Genomic DNA, 18545 nt, shown 5'->3' with positions numbered 1-18545 from the left:
ACATCAATACCTAATTATTCAAAACAAAATCAATAGAGAAGCAATTTATTATTTTTAAATTCGCAGTATTCCATGCTAAACAAAAATGATTGACACTGCTATTTTAACTGTATTAGATACTTCTTTAAAAGGAAGTCTCCTTTTTGATGCCTTACACAAGTCCATCTACGCAACCGATGCGTCTGTATATCGTAAGATTCCGTTGGCTGTTGCTTTTCCAAAAGATGTAGCAGACATTCAACAATTGATTGCTTTTGCAACCAAAAACGAGATTACCTTAATACCAAGAACCGCAGGAACTTCCTTAGCCGGACAATGTGTTGGAGACGGAATTGTAGTAGATGTTTCTAAACATTTTACCAACATCATTTCTTTTGATGCAAGTAAAAAAACAATTACCGTTGAGCCTGGAATTATCAGAGATGAATTGAACTTATTTCTAAAACCACACGGTTTATTTTTTGGTCCAAACACCTCAACCTCTAACCGTTGTATGATTGGCGGAATGGTTGGTAACAATTCTTCTGGAAGCACGTCGATTCGCTACGGAGTTACACGCGATAAAGTACTTGCTATTGATGCCGTTTTAAGTGATGGAAGTTTGGCGACCTTTTCTGAAATTACTTCGGAGGAATTTAAACAAAAAATGGAATTAGAAACGCTAGAAGGAAGCATTTACAAAGCCATTTATAGCGAATTGATTTTTGATTCTGCTCAAGAAGAAATTAAAAAAGAATTTCCGAAAGCAACCATTCATAGAAGAAATACGGGTTATGCAGTTGACGAATTTTTAACATCGGATTTGTTTGGCGGAACAGCACCAACCATAAATGTTGCTAAATTCTTAGCAGGAAGCGAAGGAACTCTCGCTTTTTCTACTGCAATTACCTTACAACTAGATGATGTTCAGCCAAAAGAAAGTATTTTAATTACTTCGCATTTCAACAGCATCAACGAAAGTTTAAAAGCGACTTTGATTACCATGAATCACAACTTATTTACCTGTGAATTGATGGACAAAGCCATTTTAGATTGCACAAAAAATAACAGAGAACAAGCAAAAAATAGGTTCTTTTTACAAGGAGATCCAGAAGCTGTTTTAATGTTAGAAGTTGCTGCAGATACTATTGAAGAAGCAGAAATATTGGCAAATAATGTAATTGCTGATTTAGAAAAAAACAACTTCGGTTATCATCATCCAAAGATTTATGGAAACGATATCAATAAAATATTTGCCTTACGTAAAGCAGGTTTAGGTTTGTTAGGAAATATGATTGGCGATAAAAAAGCCGTTGCATGTATCGAAGACACCGCAGTTGCTTTAGAAGATTTGCCTAATTATATTGAAGAGTTTACAGCGATGATGGATGCCTATCAACAAAAAGCCATTTATTATGCACACGCTGGCGCTGGTGAAATTCATTTACGCCCTATTTTAAATTTAAAGAAAAAAGAAGATGTGGTATTGTTCAGAAAAATTACCACAGAAACCGCAAAGCTTGTAAAAAAATACAAAGGTTCTTTTAGTGGCGAACACGGAGACGGAATTGTACGTGCAGAGTTTATTCCGTTAATGATTGGCGAAGAAAACTATCAATTATTACGACGCATTAAAAAAGCATTTGATCCCAACAACGTTTTTAACAAAGGTAAAATTACAGATGCATTTCCGATGGATGAAAGTTTACGCTACGAAATCGACCGGAAAGAACCTGTTATCAAAACCCTTCAAGATTTTTCTGAAAATGAAGGCATTTTAAAGTTAGCAGAAAAATGTAATGGTTCTGGAGATTGTAGAAAACCAGTTTCTGCTGGCGGAACGATGTGTCCGAGTTATAGAGCCACCAAAAACGAAAAAGACACCACACGCGCAAGAGCAAATGCATTGCGTGAGTTTTTAACCAATTCTGAGGAGCCAAATAAATTTAATCATCAAGAATTAAAAGAAGTCTTTGACTTGTGTTTGAGTTGTAAAGCTTGTGCTTCTGAATGTCCGAGTAATGTAGATGTTTCGGCTTTAAAAGCAGAGTTTCTATATCAATATCAAGAAACAAATGGTTATTCTTTTAGAAGTAAATTGTTTGCCAATAATGTAAAGTATAATCAATTAGGAAGCCTTGCTCCTGCACTAACAAACGCAATGTTAAATACTGCGTTAGCAAAAGCGATTATGGGAATTGCACAAAAAAGAAGTGTTCCAAAATTGGCATCAAAGACATTTCATAACTGGTATAAAAAACGTACTGTCATTTCGAGAGAAATCGAGAAATCTCAATCTCAAAAAACGGTATACCTATTCAACGACGAATTTACCAATTATTACGATGTAGAAATCGGAAAGGACGCCATTTTTGTCTTAGAGAAATTAGGCTATACTGTTGAAATGTTACATCACAAAGAAAGCGGACGTAGTTTTATATCGAAAGGATTTTTAAAAGAAGCGAAAGTAGTTTGTGATGAAAACATTGCTCTTTTTAAAGGCATCATTACAGAAGAAACGCCGCTAATCGGAATAGAACCATCTGCAATCTTAACTTTTAGAGACGAATACTTGCGAATCGCAAGCGATAAAAAAGCCGCAAAAGAGCTTTCTGAAAACTGTTTTACAGTCGAAGAGTTTTTAAATCAGGAATATCAAAAAGCAATAATTGATACTTCATTATTTACATCAGAAAGTAAAACATTGAAGATTCACGGACATTGTCATCAAAAAGCATTGTCGAGTACAGCTGCGAGTTTTAACATCTTAAACATTCCTAAAAATTATTCAGTAACTATCTTAAATACGGGTTGTTGCGGAATGGCAGGAAGTTTTGGTTACGAAAAAGAACATTACGATTTGAGTATGCAAGTTGGTGAAGATACCTTGTTTCCGAAAGTTAGAAACTGCGCTACAGGCACAGAAATTGTTGCAGCAGGAACTAGTTGTAGACATCAAATTTTTGATGGAACACAGTGTATTGCAAAACATCCTATTACATTATTAAAGGAAGCTTTGACTTAATTTAAAAACAATTATTTTAATATTTATTTAAAAATTGTAGATTAGTAATCTAAATAAAAAGATAAAAAAATGAAACAATCAAAATTATTAAAAAGTAAGTTCGTTTTAGGGGTAGTGTTTTTTATGTTAACCATTGGACTTACCTCTATGCAATCTACTGATTTTAAAGACATCACTGGTGTGTGGGATTACGAAGTTGAAGCTGCAGATGGCACAATGACTGGTATTATGACTATTAAAAAATCTGATGATACGTATGCTATTGAAATTGAAACTACACAGTTTGGTACTTTAGAATTAAATAATATAGCCTTAAAAGGGAAAGAACTTACTGCAAATATTGATATGCAAGGCGCTCTGGTAGAATTTGATTTTGAGTTTGATGGCGATTCTATGAAAGGAACTGTAAGTACACCTGACGGAGATCTAGATATTGTAGCAAAAAAAAGAAAATAAAACTCTTTGCTTAAACCTTCATGCATTTGACACCTACAGTTTAGGTCTCAAATGCATTTTTTTTTAGAACTATTTTAGCAGTGCTGTTTTTTAAAAAAATTCTTAATTTTACTTTTCTGACGTAAATCCTATCTAATGCCTAATAAAACAAAAATCATAGTTAAAAGTTCTTTTTTTACAACTTTGGCAATGATTTGTTACTTTTTTTTTCTGAGGGGAATTCAATTGGATGAAGTTCCTGCATTACGGATTGTTAATTTCCTATTTATATTTACAGGGGTTAACTATGCTATTGAAAAAAATATTTATGTTAATTATGAAACTCAATATTGGAAGAATTTTTGGGTTGGCATCTACACTTCGTTACTAACAGTAGTACTTGCTATTTGTACTTTACTTATGTATATCAATTATGTTCAGCCAAGTTTTATAGTTATTCTACAACATCACTTCTTTTTTTGGGAACATCAATTTAGTTTGCCCATAATTTTCTTAATAATTGTTTTACAAGGCCTTATCATTTCTATAATTTCAACTTTTTTAATACTACAAATACATCGCAAAAAAAACACCTAAATAAGTGTCAAAAAAAAAAGCTTCCAATTGGAAGCTTTTTTACTTGAGTATTATTAAAGAAGTATGCTAGCTTTAGCATACAATAAGACTTGTATTTATTTTAAACTAGCCAAACTGTTTTTAATCGTTTCAATTTTTGCTAATGTATCTGCTTCTTTTTTACGTTCTAATGTAATTACCTGCTCGGGTGCGTTGCTTACAAAACGCTCGTTAGACAATTTCTTTGAAATCCCGTATAAAAAGTCTTCTGCCCTTTTTAACTCAGCTTCTAGTTTTTCTATTTCAGCTTCTACATCAATATCATCTACAGAAATGGGTACAAAATATTCGTTCGATTTTACTCTAAACGAAGCACCATCAACTTTCTCAGAAACATAGGTAATTGCTGCAGTGTTTGTTAGTTTTTGGATCACAACATCAAAACTTTGAGTTGCTTTTTCATTATTTACCACAAACAATTCAACCGTGTCTTTAAATGAAATGTTCTTTTCTTTTCTGATGGTTCTAATTCCTGAAACTACATCGGTAATCATCGCAAAATTGGCAATCAACGCTTGATTACTTTCAGATGCTTCTGGCCATTTTGCAACAATTAAGGCTTCTTCTGAAGTTCTTTCTGTAATATGTTGCCAAATTTCTTCTGATAAAAATGGCATAAAAGGATGTAACACTTTTAAATTATTTTCTAACACAGCAATAATTTCTGCGTAGGTTTTTGCATCAATGGGTTGTTGATATGCTGGTTTTACAATTTCTAATAACCATGAAGAAAAATCGTCCATAATTAATTTATAAATCGCCATCAACGCATCTGACAATCTGTATTTAGAGAAATGATCTTCAATTTCTGTCAAGGCTTTTTGGAATTTTGCTTCGTACCAAGCCAAACCAATTTTTGCGGTTTCTGGCTGCGGTAAACTCGCATCAACTTCCCAACCTTTTATCAAACGAAAGGCATTCCAAATTTTATTTGCAAACTGTTTTCCTTGCTGACACAAGGCTTCATCAAACATTAAATCGTTTCCAGCAGCAGAACTTAATAACAAACCTACTCGTACTCCGTCTGCTCCATAATCATCAATCAACTTTAATGCATCAGGAGAATTTCCTAATGATTTTGACATTTTTCTACGTTCTTTATCACGCACCAAACCTGTTAAATATACATTGTTAAAAGGTTTTTTGTCTTTGTATTCGTATCCAGCGATAATCATACGTGCCACCCAGAAAAATAAAATATCTGGACCTGTAACTAAATCGTTTGTTGGATAATAATACTTGATTTCTTCATTTTCTGGATTTCTAATTCCGTCAAAAACCGACATTGGCCATAACCAAGAAGAGAACCATGTGTCTAGTGCATCTTCGTCTTGTTTTAAGTTTTGAATTGTTAGTTTTGAGTTTTGAGTTTTCTCTTTCGCAAGCTCAAGTGCATCTTCGATGTTTTCTGCAACTACAAAATCTTCTTTTCCGTCTCCGTAGAAATAGGCCGGAATTTGTTGTCCCCACCACAATTGACGAGAAATATTCCAATCACGAATATTTTCCATCCAATGGCGATAGGTATTTTCGAACTTCTTTGGATACAAATTGATTTCAGCATCTTCTCCTAAAACCGCATCGATAGCAGGCTTTGCTAAGTCTTCCATTTTTAAAAACCATTGATCAGACAATCTTGGCTCTATCACGGCTTTGGTTCTTTCAGAAGTACCAACTTTATTTAAGTGTTGTTCTGTTTTTACTAAAAAACCCTTTTCTTCTAATTCTTTGGTGATTTCTTTACGAACCACAAAACGGTCTTTTCCTTCATAATGCAATCCAAACGAATTTAGAGAAGCATCGTCATTAAAAATATCAATAACTTCTAAGTTGTGTTTATCGCCTAAAACTTTATCATTTTCATCGTGCGCAGGTGTCACTTTTAAACAACCTGTTCCGAATTCAACATCTACATAGTCGTCTTCTATAATCGGAATTACACGATTGCATAAAGGCACAATGGCTTTCTTTCCTTTTAAATGAGCAAAACGCTCATCATTTGGATTGATACAAATTGCGGTATCTCCAAAAATGGTTTCTGGACGCGTTGTAGCAATTGTTAAAGTTTCCTCAGAACCTTCTATTTTGTATTCTAAATAATATAAATTCCCTTGTTTTTCAACGTGAATTACTTCTTCATCAGAAAGAGTTGTTTTTGCTTCTGGATCCCAATTTACCATTCTATAACCTCGATAAATTAAGCCTTTGTTATACAAATCAACAAATACTTTAATTACAGATTCAGACATTTCTGGATCCATTGTAAAAGCAGTTCTATCCCAATCGCAAGAACATCCTAGCTTTTTTAATTGCTCTAAAATGATACCACCATATTCGTGTTTCCACTCCCAAGCATGTGCTAAGAATTCTTCACGAGTTAAATCGTTTTTATCAATTCCTTGTTCTTTTAATTTAGCAACTACTTTTGCTTCTGTTGCAATGGATGCATGATCTGTTCCAGGAACCCAACACGCGTTTTTTCCTTGTAAACGTGCATGGCGAATTAATACATCTTGAATGGTATTGTTTAGCATGTGTCCCATATGTAAAACTCCGGTTACGTTTGGTGGCGGAATTACAATTGTATACGGTTCTCTTTCATCTGGTGTTGAATGAAAATAGTTGTTTTTCATCCAGTAATCGTACCATTTACTTTCTACACTTGTTGCAATATATTTAGATGGGATATCCATTATTTGGCTTTATTTTATGAAATATAATGAGCAAAAATACTACTTTTACATAAAATACATTCATCATGAAGAGATATATTCTATTCCTTTTTTTTGCAAGTTTAACCATCGTTAGTTTTGGACAAAATGCTAAGGATACTAAACCGGAGTTTAAATTTGTAAAGGAGTTGATAAACTACGGTAAAGTAGCTCAAAATTCTAATGGTGATCGCGTTTTTGAATTTACAAATATTGGGAAAAGTCCGTTAATTATTACAGACATAAAAACTTCTTGCGATTGTACAGTTCCCAAAAAACCAACAGCCCCAATTATGCCTGGAGAAAAAGGCAGAATTACCGTTTCGTATGATACTTCTAAAGTTGGTGGATTTTCTAAACAAATTACTATTTTTTCGAATGCAAAGAGTGAAAGAAAAATGGTTAGAATAAGAGGGTTTGTAGCGAAAAAATCTTAATTTATTAGATTTTTTTAACCAATCTAAATTGAAATTTCATTTGAACACCTTCTCTTTTTATCACCATATTTATTCTTTTATTGTGCCCTGATTGAAATTTACCTAAGAGTTCTTTTAAAGACATCTGATGTGCTTTAATACCATTAATTGACATAATCACATCATCTATTTGAAGTCCTGCTAAACCTGCAGGCGAATTTTCCAAAACGTGTTTTATTTTATAAGAAGGTTTAAACCTATATGTGTATCTAGAAACTACCGACACTGTTTTTGTATTTGAAGATTCAACATTACCGTTAGAATAAGAATCTGAAAACTGCGCTGCCTCTTTTTCTCTTACCAAAACTTTACCATTGTAAACAACATCTAACCCACTCATGTTGTATTCGAAACCACCGCTAAAAGAGCCACTCTTTTTTAATACTATTTTTTTGTTTTTATAATCTACCCAAATCTTAAAACGTTTTAAGATATTACCACCAATACTTCCGTTACGCTCTTTAAACTGCCTTGCATAAAATGTAGATGTTGAGTCTAAAAAAGAAACCGTTGGTTCTTTAATTTTAAAATTGCCAATTAAAATTTTCTTAATCCTACTTTTTTTACCGTAAATAGTTCCGCTGATTCCTTCTCCCAAAACATCTTTAAAATGTCTAATTGGAGTTTGAATTTCATCTTTCGAATTTTCGAACAACCAAATGGCTTCTGAACCACCAGTGTCAATTAACAATTTTACATCAGTTAAAGTGGTGCCAACTGTATCTAATTGAACCTTTGCATCGATATAGGGCTTGTTTCTATAAAATTGAAGAGGAAACGTTTGGCATTTTCTGCATTTCTTATATTCATAAAATTGCGGATTATAAAAGTATACTCGTTTTGTAACATAATTGATATGAACAATTGCATCTTTAAATAATTTGTATCCAACAATACCATGAATTGTAACCCCCATTTTTCCAGAAACATCAAACTTATCTTTTAAAAGCACGTAAACTTCTTGGTTTTTACCTACAAAATTTTTGATTTTTAAGGTGTTATTCCCAGAAATTAACGCATCCATAGATTTTCCTTTTCCTAATCCTTGTAACGTTATTCTTCTTACATCATTTAAACCAATGCTATCGTTCTGAGATAAATTAAATAGAATGGTTTTATTAACTCCAGTATCTAAAATAAAAGACAATTGTTTTCCGTTTACCTCCATCGGAATCACAATTAAGTTGTTTATTAGATTAAATCTAACAAATTGTTCTTTTTGGTTTGGCCCAAAAAAATTAAACTTATCTTGAGATTTCACTGTAAACGAAAAAACAAGTAAGAATAGAAAGAAGAAATTTTGTTTTTTTATCAAAAAAAATGATTTAATGATTATGAATGACAATATACAAATTTAGCGTATTGGTTATTTCTTTTTTTTGCAAATAATTAATCTTTATAAACAGAAAAAAAAGAAATGTAAAACCTAACTTGTTTTTAAAAATAAATTCAGAAATTTGCTTTACATTTAACTAACAAAATCAAAAATTATGCCTTTAATTTCAAAGAAAGGAAACTTAATGCCAGAATCGCCAATTCGAAAACTGGTACCTTATGCTGAAACTGCATATAAACAAGGGAAAACAGTTTATCATTTAAATATTGGTCAACCAGATATTAAAACTCCACAAGTTGCTTTAGATGCTGTTTCTGTACACTCTTTAACAACCATTGCATATACTAGATCTGAAGGCTCTGAAGGTTATAGAACAAAGATTGCAAATTATTATAACAAACATAATATTGATGTAAAACACGATGATATTATAGTAACTACTGGAGGAAGTGAAGCATTACTTTTTGCCTTTGGAAGCATCATGGATGTTGATGATGAAATTATTATTCCAGAACCTTTTTATGCAAATTACAACGGCTTTTCGATTGCTTCTGGGGTAAATGTTGTTCCTGTAATCTCTAAAATTGAAGATAATTTTGCATTGCCTCCAATTGAAGAATTTGAAAAATTAATTACGCCTAAAACTAAGGCTATTTTAATTTGCAATCCTGGAAATCCAACTGGATATATTTATAGCAAAGAAGAAATTAAAAAATTAGCTGCAATTGTAAAAAAACACGACTTGTTCTTAATTTCTGACGAAGTATATAGAGAGTTTGCTTATGATGGAGTTAAACATTATTCAATTTTACAAGAAGAGAGCATTGCTGATAATGCCATTGTTATTGATTCTGTATCAAAAAGATACAGCATGTGTGGCGCAAGAATTGGTTGTTTAGTTTCTAAAAATAAAGAAGTAATCAAAACTGCTTTAAAATTTGCACAAGCACGTTTAAGTCCGCCAACCTTAGCACAAATTGCATCTGAAGCAGCGCTAGAAACTCCGCAAAGTTATTTTGATGAAGTAATTGAAGAATATGTTAGTAGAAGAAATACGCTAATTGAAGCACTACAAGAAATAGACGGAATAAAAGTAGCAAAACCTAAAGGTGCCTTTTATTGTATTGTAGAGCTACCGGTAAAAAATGCAGACGATTTTGCAAAATGGCTGTTAGAATCTTTTGATGTTAATAGAGAAACCGTAATGGTTGCTCCTGCAGCCGGTTTTTACTCAACACCTGGCGTTGGATTAAATCAAATTAGAATTGCCTATGTATTAAATAATGAAAGTTTAAAAAAGGCCATCAATATTTTAAAAGAAGCTTTAAAAGTGTATAAAGATTAGTGACTATTTTAAACAACATATCTTTAAAACAATACAATACGTTTGGTGTAGAAGTTTATGCCAAACGTTTTGTTGTTATACGCTCTTTTTATGATTTACAACAACTCTTAAAAACCGAAAAAGAATTATTTTTATTGTCTGGCGGAAGCAATATGTTGCTTACAAAAGACATCGAAAAACTGGTTGTATTTATTGATATTAAAGGGATCTCTATCGATCGAGAAAATGAAAACACTGTACATATAACTGTAAATTCTGGAGAAAACTGGCACGAATTTGTGTTGTGGTGTATTTCTCAAGATTATGGTGGCGTAGAAAATTTATCTTTGATTCCTGGAAATGTTGGCACCTGTCCGATTCAGAATATTGGTGCTTATGGAGTTGAAGTAAAAGACACCATTACAAAAGTAGAAGCCCTAGAAATTGCAACCGGAAAATTAGTAACTTTTTCAAATGCTGATTGTGAGTTTGGGTATAGAAATTCCATTTTTAAAAACAAAGCCAAAGAAAAGTACATTTTAACTTCTGTTAGTTTTCAATTGACAAAAAAGAACCATCAATTAAATACTTCTTACGGAGCAATTGAAACTGCTTTGAAAGAAAAAAACATTACAAACCCAACCATTAAAGATGTTTCTGATGCTGTTATTGCAATCAGAAAATCGAAACTTCCAGATCCAAAAGAAATAGGAAATAGCGGAAGTTTTTTTAAAAACCCAGTCATTTTAACACAACAATTTTTAGAAATCCAAAAAGAACACCCTACAATTCCGAGTTATAAAGTTTCTGATACTGAAACCAAAGTTCCTGCTGGTTGGTTGGTAGAACAATGCGGTTTTAAAGGCAAACGTTTTGGTGATGCCGGAGTTCACAAAAAACAAGCATTGGTTTTGGTCAATTATGGAAATGCAAGCGGAAAAGAAATCCAACAACTTGCACAAAACATTCAGCAAACTGTTTTAGAAAAGTTTCACATTTCCTTAGAGATTGAAGTTAATGTCATTTAATCGCTTTTAAATGGTGATGAAAATTTTTCATCTGTAAGAAAAAAACGATCTGTTAAAGTGGCTAAAAAATCTTTTAGCGCTGCTTTATCTGAAGCAGATAAATTTAACCTTCTAACTCCATTTCTTGTTCGTAATCTATCATCTAAATATTGGCTATCTTGAACACCAGAATTGTAATGTTCTATTACTTGTTCTAAAGTTGTAAATCGACCATCATGCATAAAAGGGGCTGTTACTTCTATATTTCTTAATGATGGAACTTTAAATTCTCCAAAATCATTTATACTTCCAGTTATTCCACCAACTCCTACATCTGTTAATACTGCATCCAAACCATTATTTCTTGCTCTATCGCCAATAAATGCTGCAGTAGTATGACATTGTGCGCAATTGGTTTCTGGACTAAAAAACAATTGTTTTCCTCTGTTTTCCGAGTTTGTGAAATTATTAAAAGGCCTTCTTGGATCGTTCGTCTGTGCCAATCCTTCATCAAACTTTGATTGATAAGAAACCATCGATCTCACAAATTGTGACAATCCTCTAGCAATTGCCTGACGCGTTACAATTGTGTCTCCAAATGCTCTTTTAAATAGTATTTTATAAATTCTTTTTGAATTCAGTTTGGTTTCTAATTCTGACAATGTCAATCCCATTTCTATATGATCTTGAATCGGAATTAATACTTGATCTTCTAAAGAGGCAGCTCTTTCATCCCAAAAAAATCGTCCATTTCTATAAAATTTTGCATTTGCCAAACTCATCGAATTTCTAGCTGTTAATCCGCCTTCAAAACCAACACTCAACTTTTTATCATCAGAAAAACTTTTAGCTTGGTCGTGGCAAGAAGCACAAGAAATAGTGTTGTTTTTAGACAATGCTTTGTCATAAAATAAAACCCTACCAAGAGTTGCGCCTCGATTTCTTATTCGATTCGTTGCAGGCTCATTGTCTTCTTGCATTAAATTGTTATCAAAAAAAGTATTTGGAAGAATTACATCTGCATAATTAAATTCATTTAAAGGTAAATTTAAAGTCTGACTTAGGATTTCATGATCCGTAACATCCAAAATATCAACATACTCTTCATTAGTTGAACACGAATACAAAAAAGTTGCAATTACAAATACGCAACAGGTTTTAACTGAAAAATTCATATACTAGGTTTTAAAAATTAAACAAAAGTAAAGTTGCTTCATGCTTTCCGTTTTAGGCTTGTATATATAACAGTTCACTTTAAGAACACCCTACAATTCTTTTAAAAAATATTTATTTTCTAACTTTAGAAAACGAATACTTTAACGCATTTTTTTAGTTACTTTTTTTAATAATAAGTATCTTTGTAACATCAAATTATTTACAATGAAACTTCTTTTACTTACCATCGGTTTATTAGGATTGGCTTTTGCTGGAATTGCCATTAAAATTTGGGCAAAAAAAGACGGAAAGTTTGCAGGAACTTGTGCTAGTCAAAACCCTATGTTAAACGAATCTGGAGAAGCTTGTGGATTTTGCGGTAAAACCCCAGATCAGTTTGATACGTGTTCAGAACCTGAACACAAATAATTGATTTTTATCATATGATTCTTACAGTTATTTTCTACATTTTAGTAGCTACAACTGCCGTACAACTTATTTATTTCTTGTGCTTTTCTTCCATTTTATTTGGAAAAGAAAAGAAAAAAACTACGGAACAAATTCCTGTTTCCATAATCATTTGCGCTAAAAACGAAGAACACAATTTACACGCATTTTTACCAAGTATTGTCAATCAAAAATATACTGATTTTGAAATCGTTTTAATCAATGATGCTTCTTCTGACAACACACTAGAAGTGATGGAGGCTTTTAAAGAGCAACACGAAAACATTAAAATTGTAAACGTAAAAAATAACGAAGCTTTTTGGGGAAATAAAAAATATGCATTGACACTCGGAATTAAAGCAGCTACAAACGAACATTTATTATTTACTGATGCAGATTGCAAACCTGTTTCTAGATTGTGGATGCAATCTATGGTTCGGCATTTTTCTAGCAAAAAAACAATTGTGTTGGGTTACGGAAAATATAAAACTGAAAAAACTTTTGTAAACCTACTTGTTCGACTTGAAACTTTATCAACTGCTATTCAGTATTTTAGTTACGCAAAACTTGGTTCGCCATATATGGGCGTTGGCAGAAATTTAGCGTATACAAAAAGTGAGTTTTTTAAAACAAACGGATTTATAAGTCACATTCAAGTTAGATCTGGCGACGATGATTTGTTTATACAAGAAGCAGCAACTAAAACAAATACAGCAATTTGTTTGAACAGAAAAGGTTTTACGATTTCTAATCCGCCAACAACATTAAACGAATGGTTTCGTCAAAAAAGAAGACATGTTTCTACAGCGTCTTATTATCAATTTAAACACAAGGTTTTATTAGGATTGTATTTTACAAGTAAGTTGTTCTTTTATCTTTCTGCTATGCTTCTTTTCTTTTTTATGGATTGGCAACTAATTACACCAATTATTGGCGTGTATATCATCAGTTTGTATCTTGTTTTTGGCTTTTTTGCAAAAAGACTACAAGAAAAAAACTTACTTCTATTATTTCCTTTTTTAGAGATTTTTTTACTTCTATTTCAATTTAGTATCTTTATCTCCAATACTTTTTCAAAACCTACGCATTGGAAATAAAAGGCGACGAATTACTACAAACCATACAAAAAGCGAAAGAAGGCAGTCAACTTGCTTTTAATACCTTGTTGGATAATTTCTGGAACAGTGTTCATAATTTTCAATTAAAAAGACATCAAAACGAAAATGATGCAGAAGATATTACCATTCAAACTTTTTCTAAAGCTTTTGATAAAATTGAAACTTTTGATGAGCAATATCAATTTAAAACATGGTTGATTACCATTTCTAAAAACATTCATATTGATACCTTACGTAAAAAGAAATCTTCCATTTTAGCGGAATCATACAAAGTAAAAAATGCTGAAATTTATGAGGTTATTGATGACAACCCGACGCCAGAAGACAAAATCATTACAGAACAAAACTTGGCAAAACTGCTAAAAGACATCAAACAGTTAAAACCAAAATACCAAGAAGTTATTAACTTGCGTTATTTCCAAGAATTGAGTTATAAAGAAATTTCTGAACAAATTGGCGAACCCATAAACAACGTAAAAGTAAAATTATTACGTGCCAAAAAACTGCTAGCTGAGATTATTAAAAGGTCTTGATATGAAAATCGGAATAATAGAAGCTTTATTAATTTATATTACGGGGTTTATTTTGGCTTGGATAGCTTATTCTATTTTTGGCCATCAGTATATTCATGCTCCAGGTTTTCATCATTTAATTATTTTATTAACTTTTATTATTGGAGTCTCTTGGACTATAGTTTCGATTCTTTTTTTCTTTTTCAAAAAAAAGACATCAAAATCAAAAGCATTTATTATTACAAGTTTGATTATCCTTTCCTGCTTTATACTTTATTTACTTTTAGACATACTATGGTTTAACCCGGAACAAAATTCATTTGAAATACCAAACAATATTCTTGAGGCAAAAATAAAAGGTGATTCAACTTACATAACGGTTAATGATAAAATTGTTTATTTAAAAATCAAAGATTCAGTTTTATTAAATGAAATCGATAACGTAGAAATTAATAAATAATGAAAAAATCATTCTTAAATTCTTTGGGTCCAGGTTTATTATTTGCAGGAGCGGCAATTGGCGTTTCGCATTTAGTACAATCTACCAAAGCTGGAGCAGAATTTGGGTTTGGTTTGTTATGGGCGTTGTTGTTGGTGCATTTATTTAAATATCCTTTTTTTCAATTTGGACCTCGTTATGCAGCAGCAACCGGAGAATCGTTATTAGATGGATATAAAAAACTAGGAAAGCCCGTTTTAATCGCTTATTACATCATCAATTTTGCTACGATGTTTACCATTCAAGCTGCTGTTACTATTGTAACTGCCGGAATTGCTTCTCAGTTATTTGGCTTCACAAACAATTTGGTATTATGGTCTGTTTCATTAATTGTGATCAGTCTTTTTATACTAATAATAGGAAAGTACAAGTTGCTAGATCATTTGATGAAATACATCATCATTTTATTAACTATTAGCACCATAATTGCAGTTGCTATTGCAGTTTTTAGCACTAAAGAAACTTTTAATTTTACACAAATTTTACCTAGCGGAACTTTAGAAATAACTTTCTTAATTGCATTTTTAGGTTGGATGCCAGCACCATTAGATATATCTGTTTGGCATTCTTTATGGACGTTAGAAAAAGACAAAACCACGCTTTTAAAGACAAAACCAAATCAAGCAATTTTCGATTTTAACGTTGGATATTTAGGAACACTTTTTTTAGGGGTTTGTTTTGTAGTTCTTGGAACTTTGGTGATGTTTAATTCTGGAGAAACGTTTTCTAATAATGGCGGAGTTTTCGCATCGCAATTGATACATCTTTATACAGAAAATCTAGGAGATTATTCATATGTTTTAATTGGTGCAGCAGCATTTACAACCATGTTTAGCACCACAATTACAACCTTAGATGCATCGCCAAGAGCCATGACAAAAACAACCGAATTGCTTTTTGATAAAAAAACAAAATTCAATTATTGGTTTTGGATTCTTTTCTTAGCTTTTGGTACGTTTATCATTTTACATTTTTTTATGAGTAACATGGGTTTATTGGTTAAGATTGCAACTATTTTATCCTTTTTAACAGCACCATTTTACGCCATTCTAAATTATATTTTAATTTCAGGAAAACACACTCCAAAAGAACATCGACCAACTATTTATTTAAAAATTTTAAGTTGGTTCGGAATTGCATTTTTAATTGGGTTTAGTATTTGGTTTTTGATCAATTTTTAATCCTTTTCTTTGTAACTTTGCATCTCAATATTTATTTTTCATGATAAACGAATCAGCAATTATTCCAGAAAAAGTAAAAAAACCTAAATGGTTGCGTGTAAAATTGCCAGTTGGTAAAAAATACACAGACCTTCGAGCGTTGGTTGATAAATATAAATTAAACACTATTTGTACAAGTGGAAGTTGTCCGAACATGGGAGAATGTTGGGGCGAAGGAACTGCTACTTTTATGATTTTAGGTAATATTTGTACGCGTTCTTGTGGATTTTGTGGTGTAAAAACCGGAAGACCTGAAACAGTAGAATGGGACGAACCAGAAAAAGTGGCGCGCTCAATAAAATTAATGAGCATTAAACATGCTGTTTTAACTTCTGTTGATAGAGATGATTTAAAAGATGGTGGTTCTATTATTTGGGCAGAAACTGTAAATGCGGTTCGTAGAGCAAATCCAGGTACAACTTTAGAAACCTTGATTCCTGATTTTCAAGGAAACGAAAAACAGATTGATAGAATAATTAAAGTTGCGCCAGAAGTCGTTTCTCATAATATGGAAACTGTTAAAAGATTAACAAGAGAAGTTCGAATTCAGGCTAAATACGAAAGAAGTTTAGGTGTTTTAAAATACTTGAAAGAAAACGGTATGCGTACCAAATCTGGAATTATGTTAGGTTTGGGAGAAACTGAAGAAGAAGTAATTCAGACCATGAAAGACTTACGCAATGTTGGTTTGGATGTAATTACCATTGGACAATATTTACAACCAAGTAAAAAACATTTACCAGTAAAAGAATTTATCACTCCAGATCAATTTAAAAAATACGAAACACTAGGATTAGAAATGGGCTTTATGTACGTAGAAAGTGGTGCTTTAGTGCGCTCTTCTTACAAGGCACACAAACACGCTAGTTAGTTTTTAAAAGCCAATATATTTAGTAAAATATAAAAACTCCAAGATGTCTTATCGAGCGGAGTCGAGATAAATTAACCTAAAAAGTCTACTTAATTCTCGACTCTACTCGTACAAACAAGAAATATACCCTTTGCTTTTTTTCATTTTCGTAAAAACGTGCAGAGTTCATTGTATTATCCTTAATAGATTCTGTAAAAACCTTGTGTATTTATTAATTATTTGAATTTAAATGTTAATTAAATGTAAAAATCACATTTATTTAACTTTTTTTCAAAGAAATATTCATTTTGGCATAAGATTTGCAAAATAGAAAAATGAAAACAAAGGTGAGAGACTTGTTTTCATTGTGTAAATTATTTGAATTAGTTGAAAAAAAAACCACTTCGTTTGAAGTGGTTTTTTTAATTTATATTAAATCCTAATTAAATAGCATTGATAATATCGTGTTTTGTAATAATACTATATTTTCCGTTTTCTAAAGCTACTAAAACCGCTTGATTTTCTTTGGTAATCAACTTAGAAACTTCTACAATTGATGCAGACATTTTTACAACAGGATACTTCGCTCCCATTACTTCTTTTATTGGTTTATCGGCAATATTAGTGTCTTGTAAATAACTTCTTAATAAATCAGTTTCATCTAAAGAACCTACAAATCCGTTTACATCTTCCACCGGAATTTGTGAAATTTTAAATTCCTTCATGCGCTCAATAGCATGCGAAACCAATTCTTCTGTTTTTACCGAAACTAATGGTTTGTCTGCATGGTTTTTAATTAAATCTGCAGCCGTTGTAATTTCTTCTTCTAAAAATCCGCGTTCACGCATCCATTCGTCGTTAAACATTTTTCCAACATATCTACTTCCGTGATCGTGGAATAAAACCACCACAACATCGTCCTTTGTAAAATGTTCTTTTAATTGCAACAATCCTTTGATGGCAGAACCCGCAGAATTCCCAACAAAAATTCCTTCTTCTTTTGCAATTTTACGTGTATAAACAGCGGCATCTTTATCAGTTACTTTCGTAAATCCGTCTATGATAGAAAAGTCAACATTTTTTGGCAAAATATCTTCTCCAATTCCTTCTGTGATGTACGGATAAATTTCATTTTCATCAAAAACACCAGTTTCGTGATATTTTTTAAATACCGATCCATAGGTATCAATTCCCCAAATTTTAATATTTGGGTTCTTTTCTTTTAAATATTTTCCGATTCCTGAAATCGTTCCTCCAGTTCCTACTCCAACCACAAAATGAGTAATTTTTCCTTCTGTTTGTTCCCAAATTTCTGGTCCAGTTTGCTCATAATGCGCCAAAGCGTTACTTGGATTGTCATATTGATTTACATACCAAGAATTTGGCGTTTCTGCTCCTAATCGTTTAGAAACTGAATAATAAGAACGTGGATCGTCTGGCTCTACGTTGGTTGGACACACAACTACTTCTGCCCCAACTGCACGTAAAATATCCATTTTCTCTTTTGATTGTTTGTCAGAAATCACAAAAATACATTTGTAACCTTTTATGATTGCAGCCAAAGCCAATCCCATTCCTGTATTTCCAGAAGTTCCTTCAATGATTGTTCCGCCTGGCTTTAACCTTCCGTCAGCTTCTGCATCTTCAACCATTTTTAACGCCATTCTATCTTTTACAGAATTTCCTGGATTAAAGGTTTCTACTTTAGCCAACACCAAAGCATCTACTTCTTTTGCTACTGAATTTAATTGAACTAAAGGTGTATTACCAATGGTTTCTAATATATTTTTTGCGTATTTCATGTATCTATTTTAC

15 protein-coding genes are annotated in these 18545 nt (G+C 32.1%); 11 read left to right on the top strand and 4 right to left on the bottom strand.

The genetic code is table 11. The features are described 5' to 3' along the window. The first annotated feature begins 85 nt into the window (after positions 1-85). Together ACEWL1_RS06170 and ACEWL1_RS06165 are read left to right on the top strand one after the other, a co-directional pair. Complete coding sequence (locus tag ACEWL1_RS06170; protein WP_409232419.1) at positions 86-3004, top strand: FAD-binding and (Fe-S)-binding domain-containing protein; 2919 nt, start codon at positions 86-88, stop codon at positions 3002-3004. Positions 3005-3073: 69 nt separating this feature from the next. After that, a complete protein-coding gene (locus ACEWL1_RS06165) occupies positions 3074-3460 on the top strand; it encodes a hypothetical protein (RefSeq protein ID WP_409232418.1) in 387 nt (128 codons plus the stop codon). 671 nt (positions 3461-4131) lie between these two features. On the opposite strand, the gene ACEWL1_RS06160 is transcribed toward ACEWL1_RS06165, so the two are convergent. After that, complete coding sequence (locus tag ACEWL1_RS06160) at positions 4132-6768, bottom strand: valine--tRNA ligase (protein ID WP_409232417.1); 2637 nt, start codon at positions 6766-6768, stop codon at positions 4132-4134. A 65-nt stretch (positions 6769-6833) separates the two neighbouring features. Here ACEWL1_RS06160 and ACEWL1_RS06155 point away from each other — a divergent pair, with 65 nt between their 5' ends. Further along, positions 6834-7223: a DUF1573 domain-containing protein gene (locus ACEWL1_RS06155; protein ID WP_409232416.1), complete on the top strand. Its 390-nt coding sequence runs from the start codon at positions 6834-6836 to the stop codon at positions 7221-7223. Between the two features lie 4 nt (positions 7224-7227). Here the strand turns inward: ACEWL1_RS06155 and ACEWL1_RS06150 are convergent, their stop codons facing one another. Further along, the gene (locus ACEWL1_RS06150; RefSeq protein WP_409232415.1) at positions 7228-8523 is read right to left on the bottom strand and encodes a retropepsin-like aspartic protease; all 1296 of its coding nucleotides are present in this window, start codon (positions 8521-8523) and stop codon (positions 7228-7230) included. Between the two features lie 229 nt (positions 8524-8752). Here ACEWL1_RS06150 and ACEWL1_RS06145 point away from each other — a divergent pair, with 229 nt between their 5' ends. Both ACEWL1_RS06145 and murB read left to right on the top strand, forming a co-directional pair. Next, the gene (locus ACEWL1_RS06145; RefSeq protein WP_409232414.1) at positions 8753-9943 is read left to right on the top strand and encodes a pyridoxal phosphate-dependent aminotransferase; all 1191 of its coding nucleotides are present in this window, start codon (positions 8753-8755) and stop codon (positions 9941-9943) included. After that, positions 9943-10950, top strand: a complete 1008-nt coding sequence (murB, locus tag ACEWL1_RS06140; protein WP_409232413.1) for a UDP-N-acetylmuramate dehydrogenase — start codon at positions 9943-9945, stop codon at positions 10948-10950. Before ACEWL1_RS06145 ends, murB begins: the two co-directional genes overlap by 1 nt. On the opposite strand, the gene ACEWL1_RS06135 is transcribed toward murB, so the two are convergent. Further along, positions 10947-12104, bottom strand: a complete 1158-nt coding sequence (locus ACEWL1_RS06135) for a cytochrome-c peroxidase (RefSeq protein WP_409232412.1) — start codon at positions 12102-12104, stop codon at positions 10947-10949. The genes murB and ACEWL1_RS06135 overlap by 4 nt on opposite strands. 205 nt (positions 12105-12309) lie before the next feature. Here ACEWL1_RS06135 and ACEWL1_RS06130 point away from each other — a divergent pair, with 205 nt between their 5' ends. From ACEWL1_RS06130 to lipA, 6 genes are read left to right on the top strand one after another with little or no spacing between them, the layout of a single operon-like run. Next, positions 12310-12513: a membrane or secreted protein gene (locus ACEWL1_RS06130; protein ID WP_409232411.1), complete on the top strand. Its 204-nt coding sequence runs from the start codon at positions 12310-12312 to the stop codon at positions 12511-12513. A gap of 14 nt (positions 12514-12527) precedes the next feature. Further along, positions 12528-13628: a glycosyltransferase gene (locus tag ACEWL1_RS06125; RefSeq protein WP_409232410.1), complete on the top strand. Its 1101-nt coding sequence runs from the start codon at positions 12528-12530 to the stop codon at positions 13626-13628. After that, positions 13619-14182: an RNA polymerase sigma factor gene (locus ACEWL1_RS06120; RefSeq protein ID WP_409232409.1), complete on the top strand. Its 564-nt coding sequence runs from the start codon at positions 13619-13621 to the stop codon at positions 14180-14182. The genes ACEWL1_RS06125 and ACEWL1_RS06120 overlap by 10 nt, the downstream gene beginning before the upstream one ends. A 1-nt stretch (position 14183) precedes the next feature. Next, positions 14184-14621: a hypothetical protein gene (locus ACEWL1_RS06115; protein WP_409232408.1), complete on the top strand. Its 438-nt coding sequence runs from the start codon at positions 14184-14186 to the stop codon at positions 14619-14621. Continuing rightward, positions 14621-15841, top strand: a complete 1221-nt coding sequence (locus tag ACEWL1_RS06110) for an Nramp family divalent metal transporter (protein ID WP_409232407.1) — start codon at positions 14621-14623, stop codon at positions 15839-15841. Before ACEWL1_RS06115 ends, ACEWL1_RS06110 begins: the two co-directional genes overlap by 1 nt. A 40-nt stretch (positions 15842-15881) precedes the next feature. Beyond that, positions 15882-16751 (top strand): lipoyl synthase, encoded by an 870-nt coding sequence (lipA, locus tag ACEWL1_RS06105; protein ID WP_409232406.1) that lies wholly within the window; start codon positions 15882-15884, stop codon positions 16749-16751. 422 nt (positions 16752-17173) lie between these two features. On the opposite strand, the gene ACEWL1_RS06100 is transcribed toward lipA, so the two are convergent. Continuing rightward, entirely contained in the window at positions 17174-18532 is a 1359-nt protein-coding gene (locus tag ACEWL1_RS06100; RefSeq protein WP_409232405.1) for a pyridoxal-phosphate dependent enzyme, read from the bottom strand. Between the last annotated feature and the right edge of the window lie 13 nt (positions 18533-18545).

This window comes from Polaribacter gochangensis, from assembly GCF_046224025.1.
Lineage (GTDB): Bacteria > Bacteroidota > Bacteroidia > Flavobacteriales > Flavobacteriaceae > Polaribacter > Polaribacter gochangensis.
The sequence above is the reverse complement of the archived record's forward strand: the minus strand, read 5'-3'. Positions and strand labels throughout refer to the sequence as shown.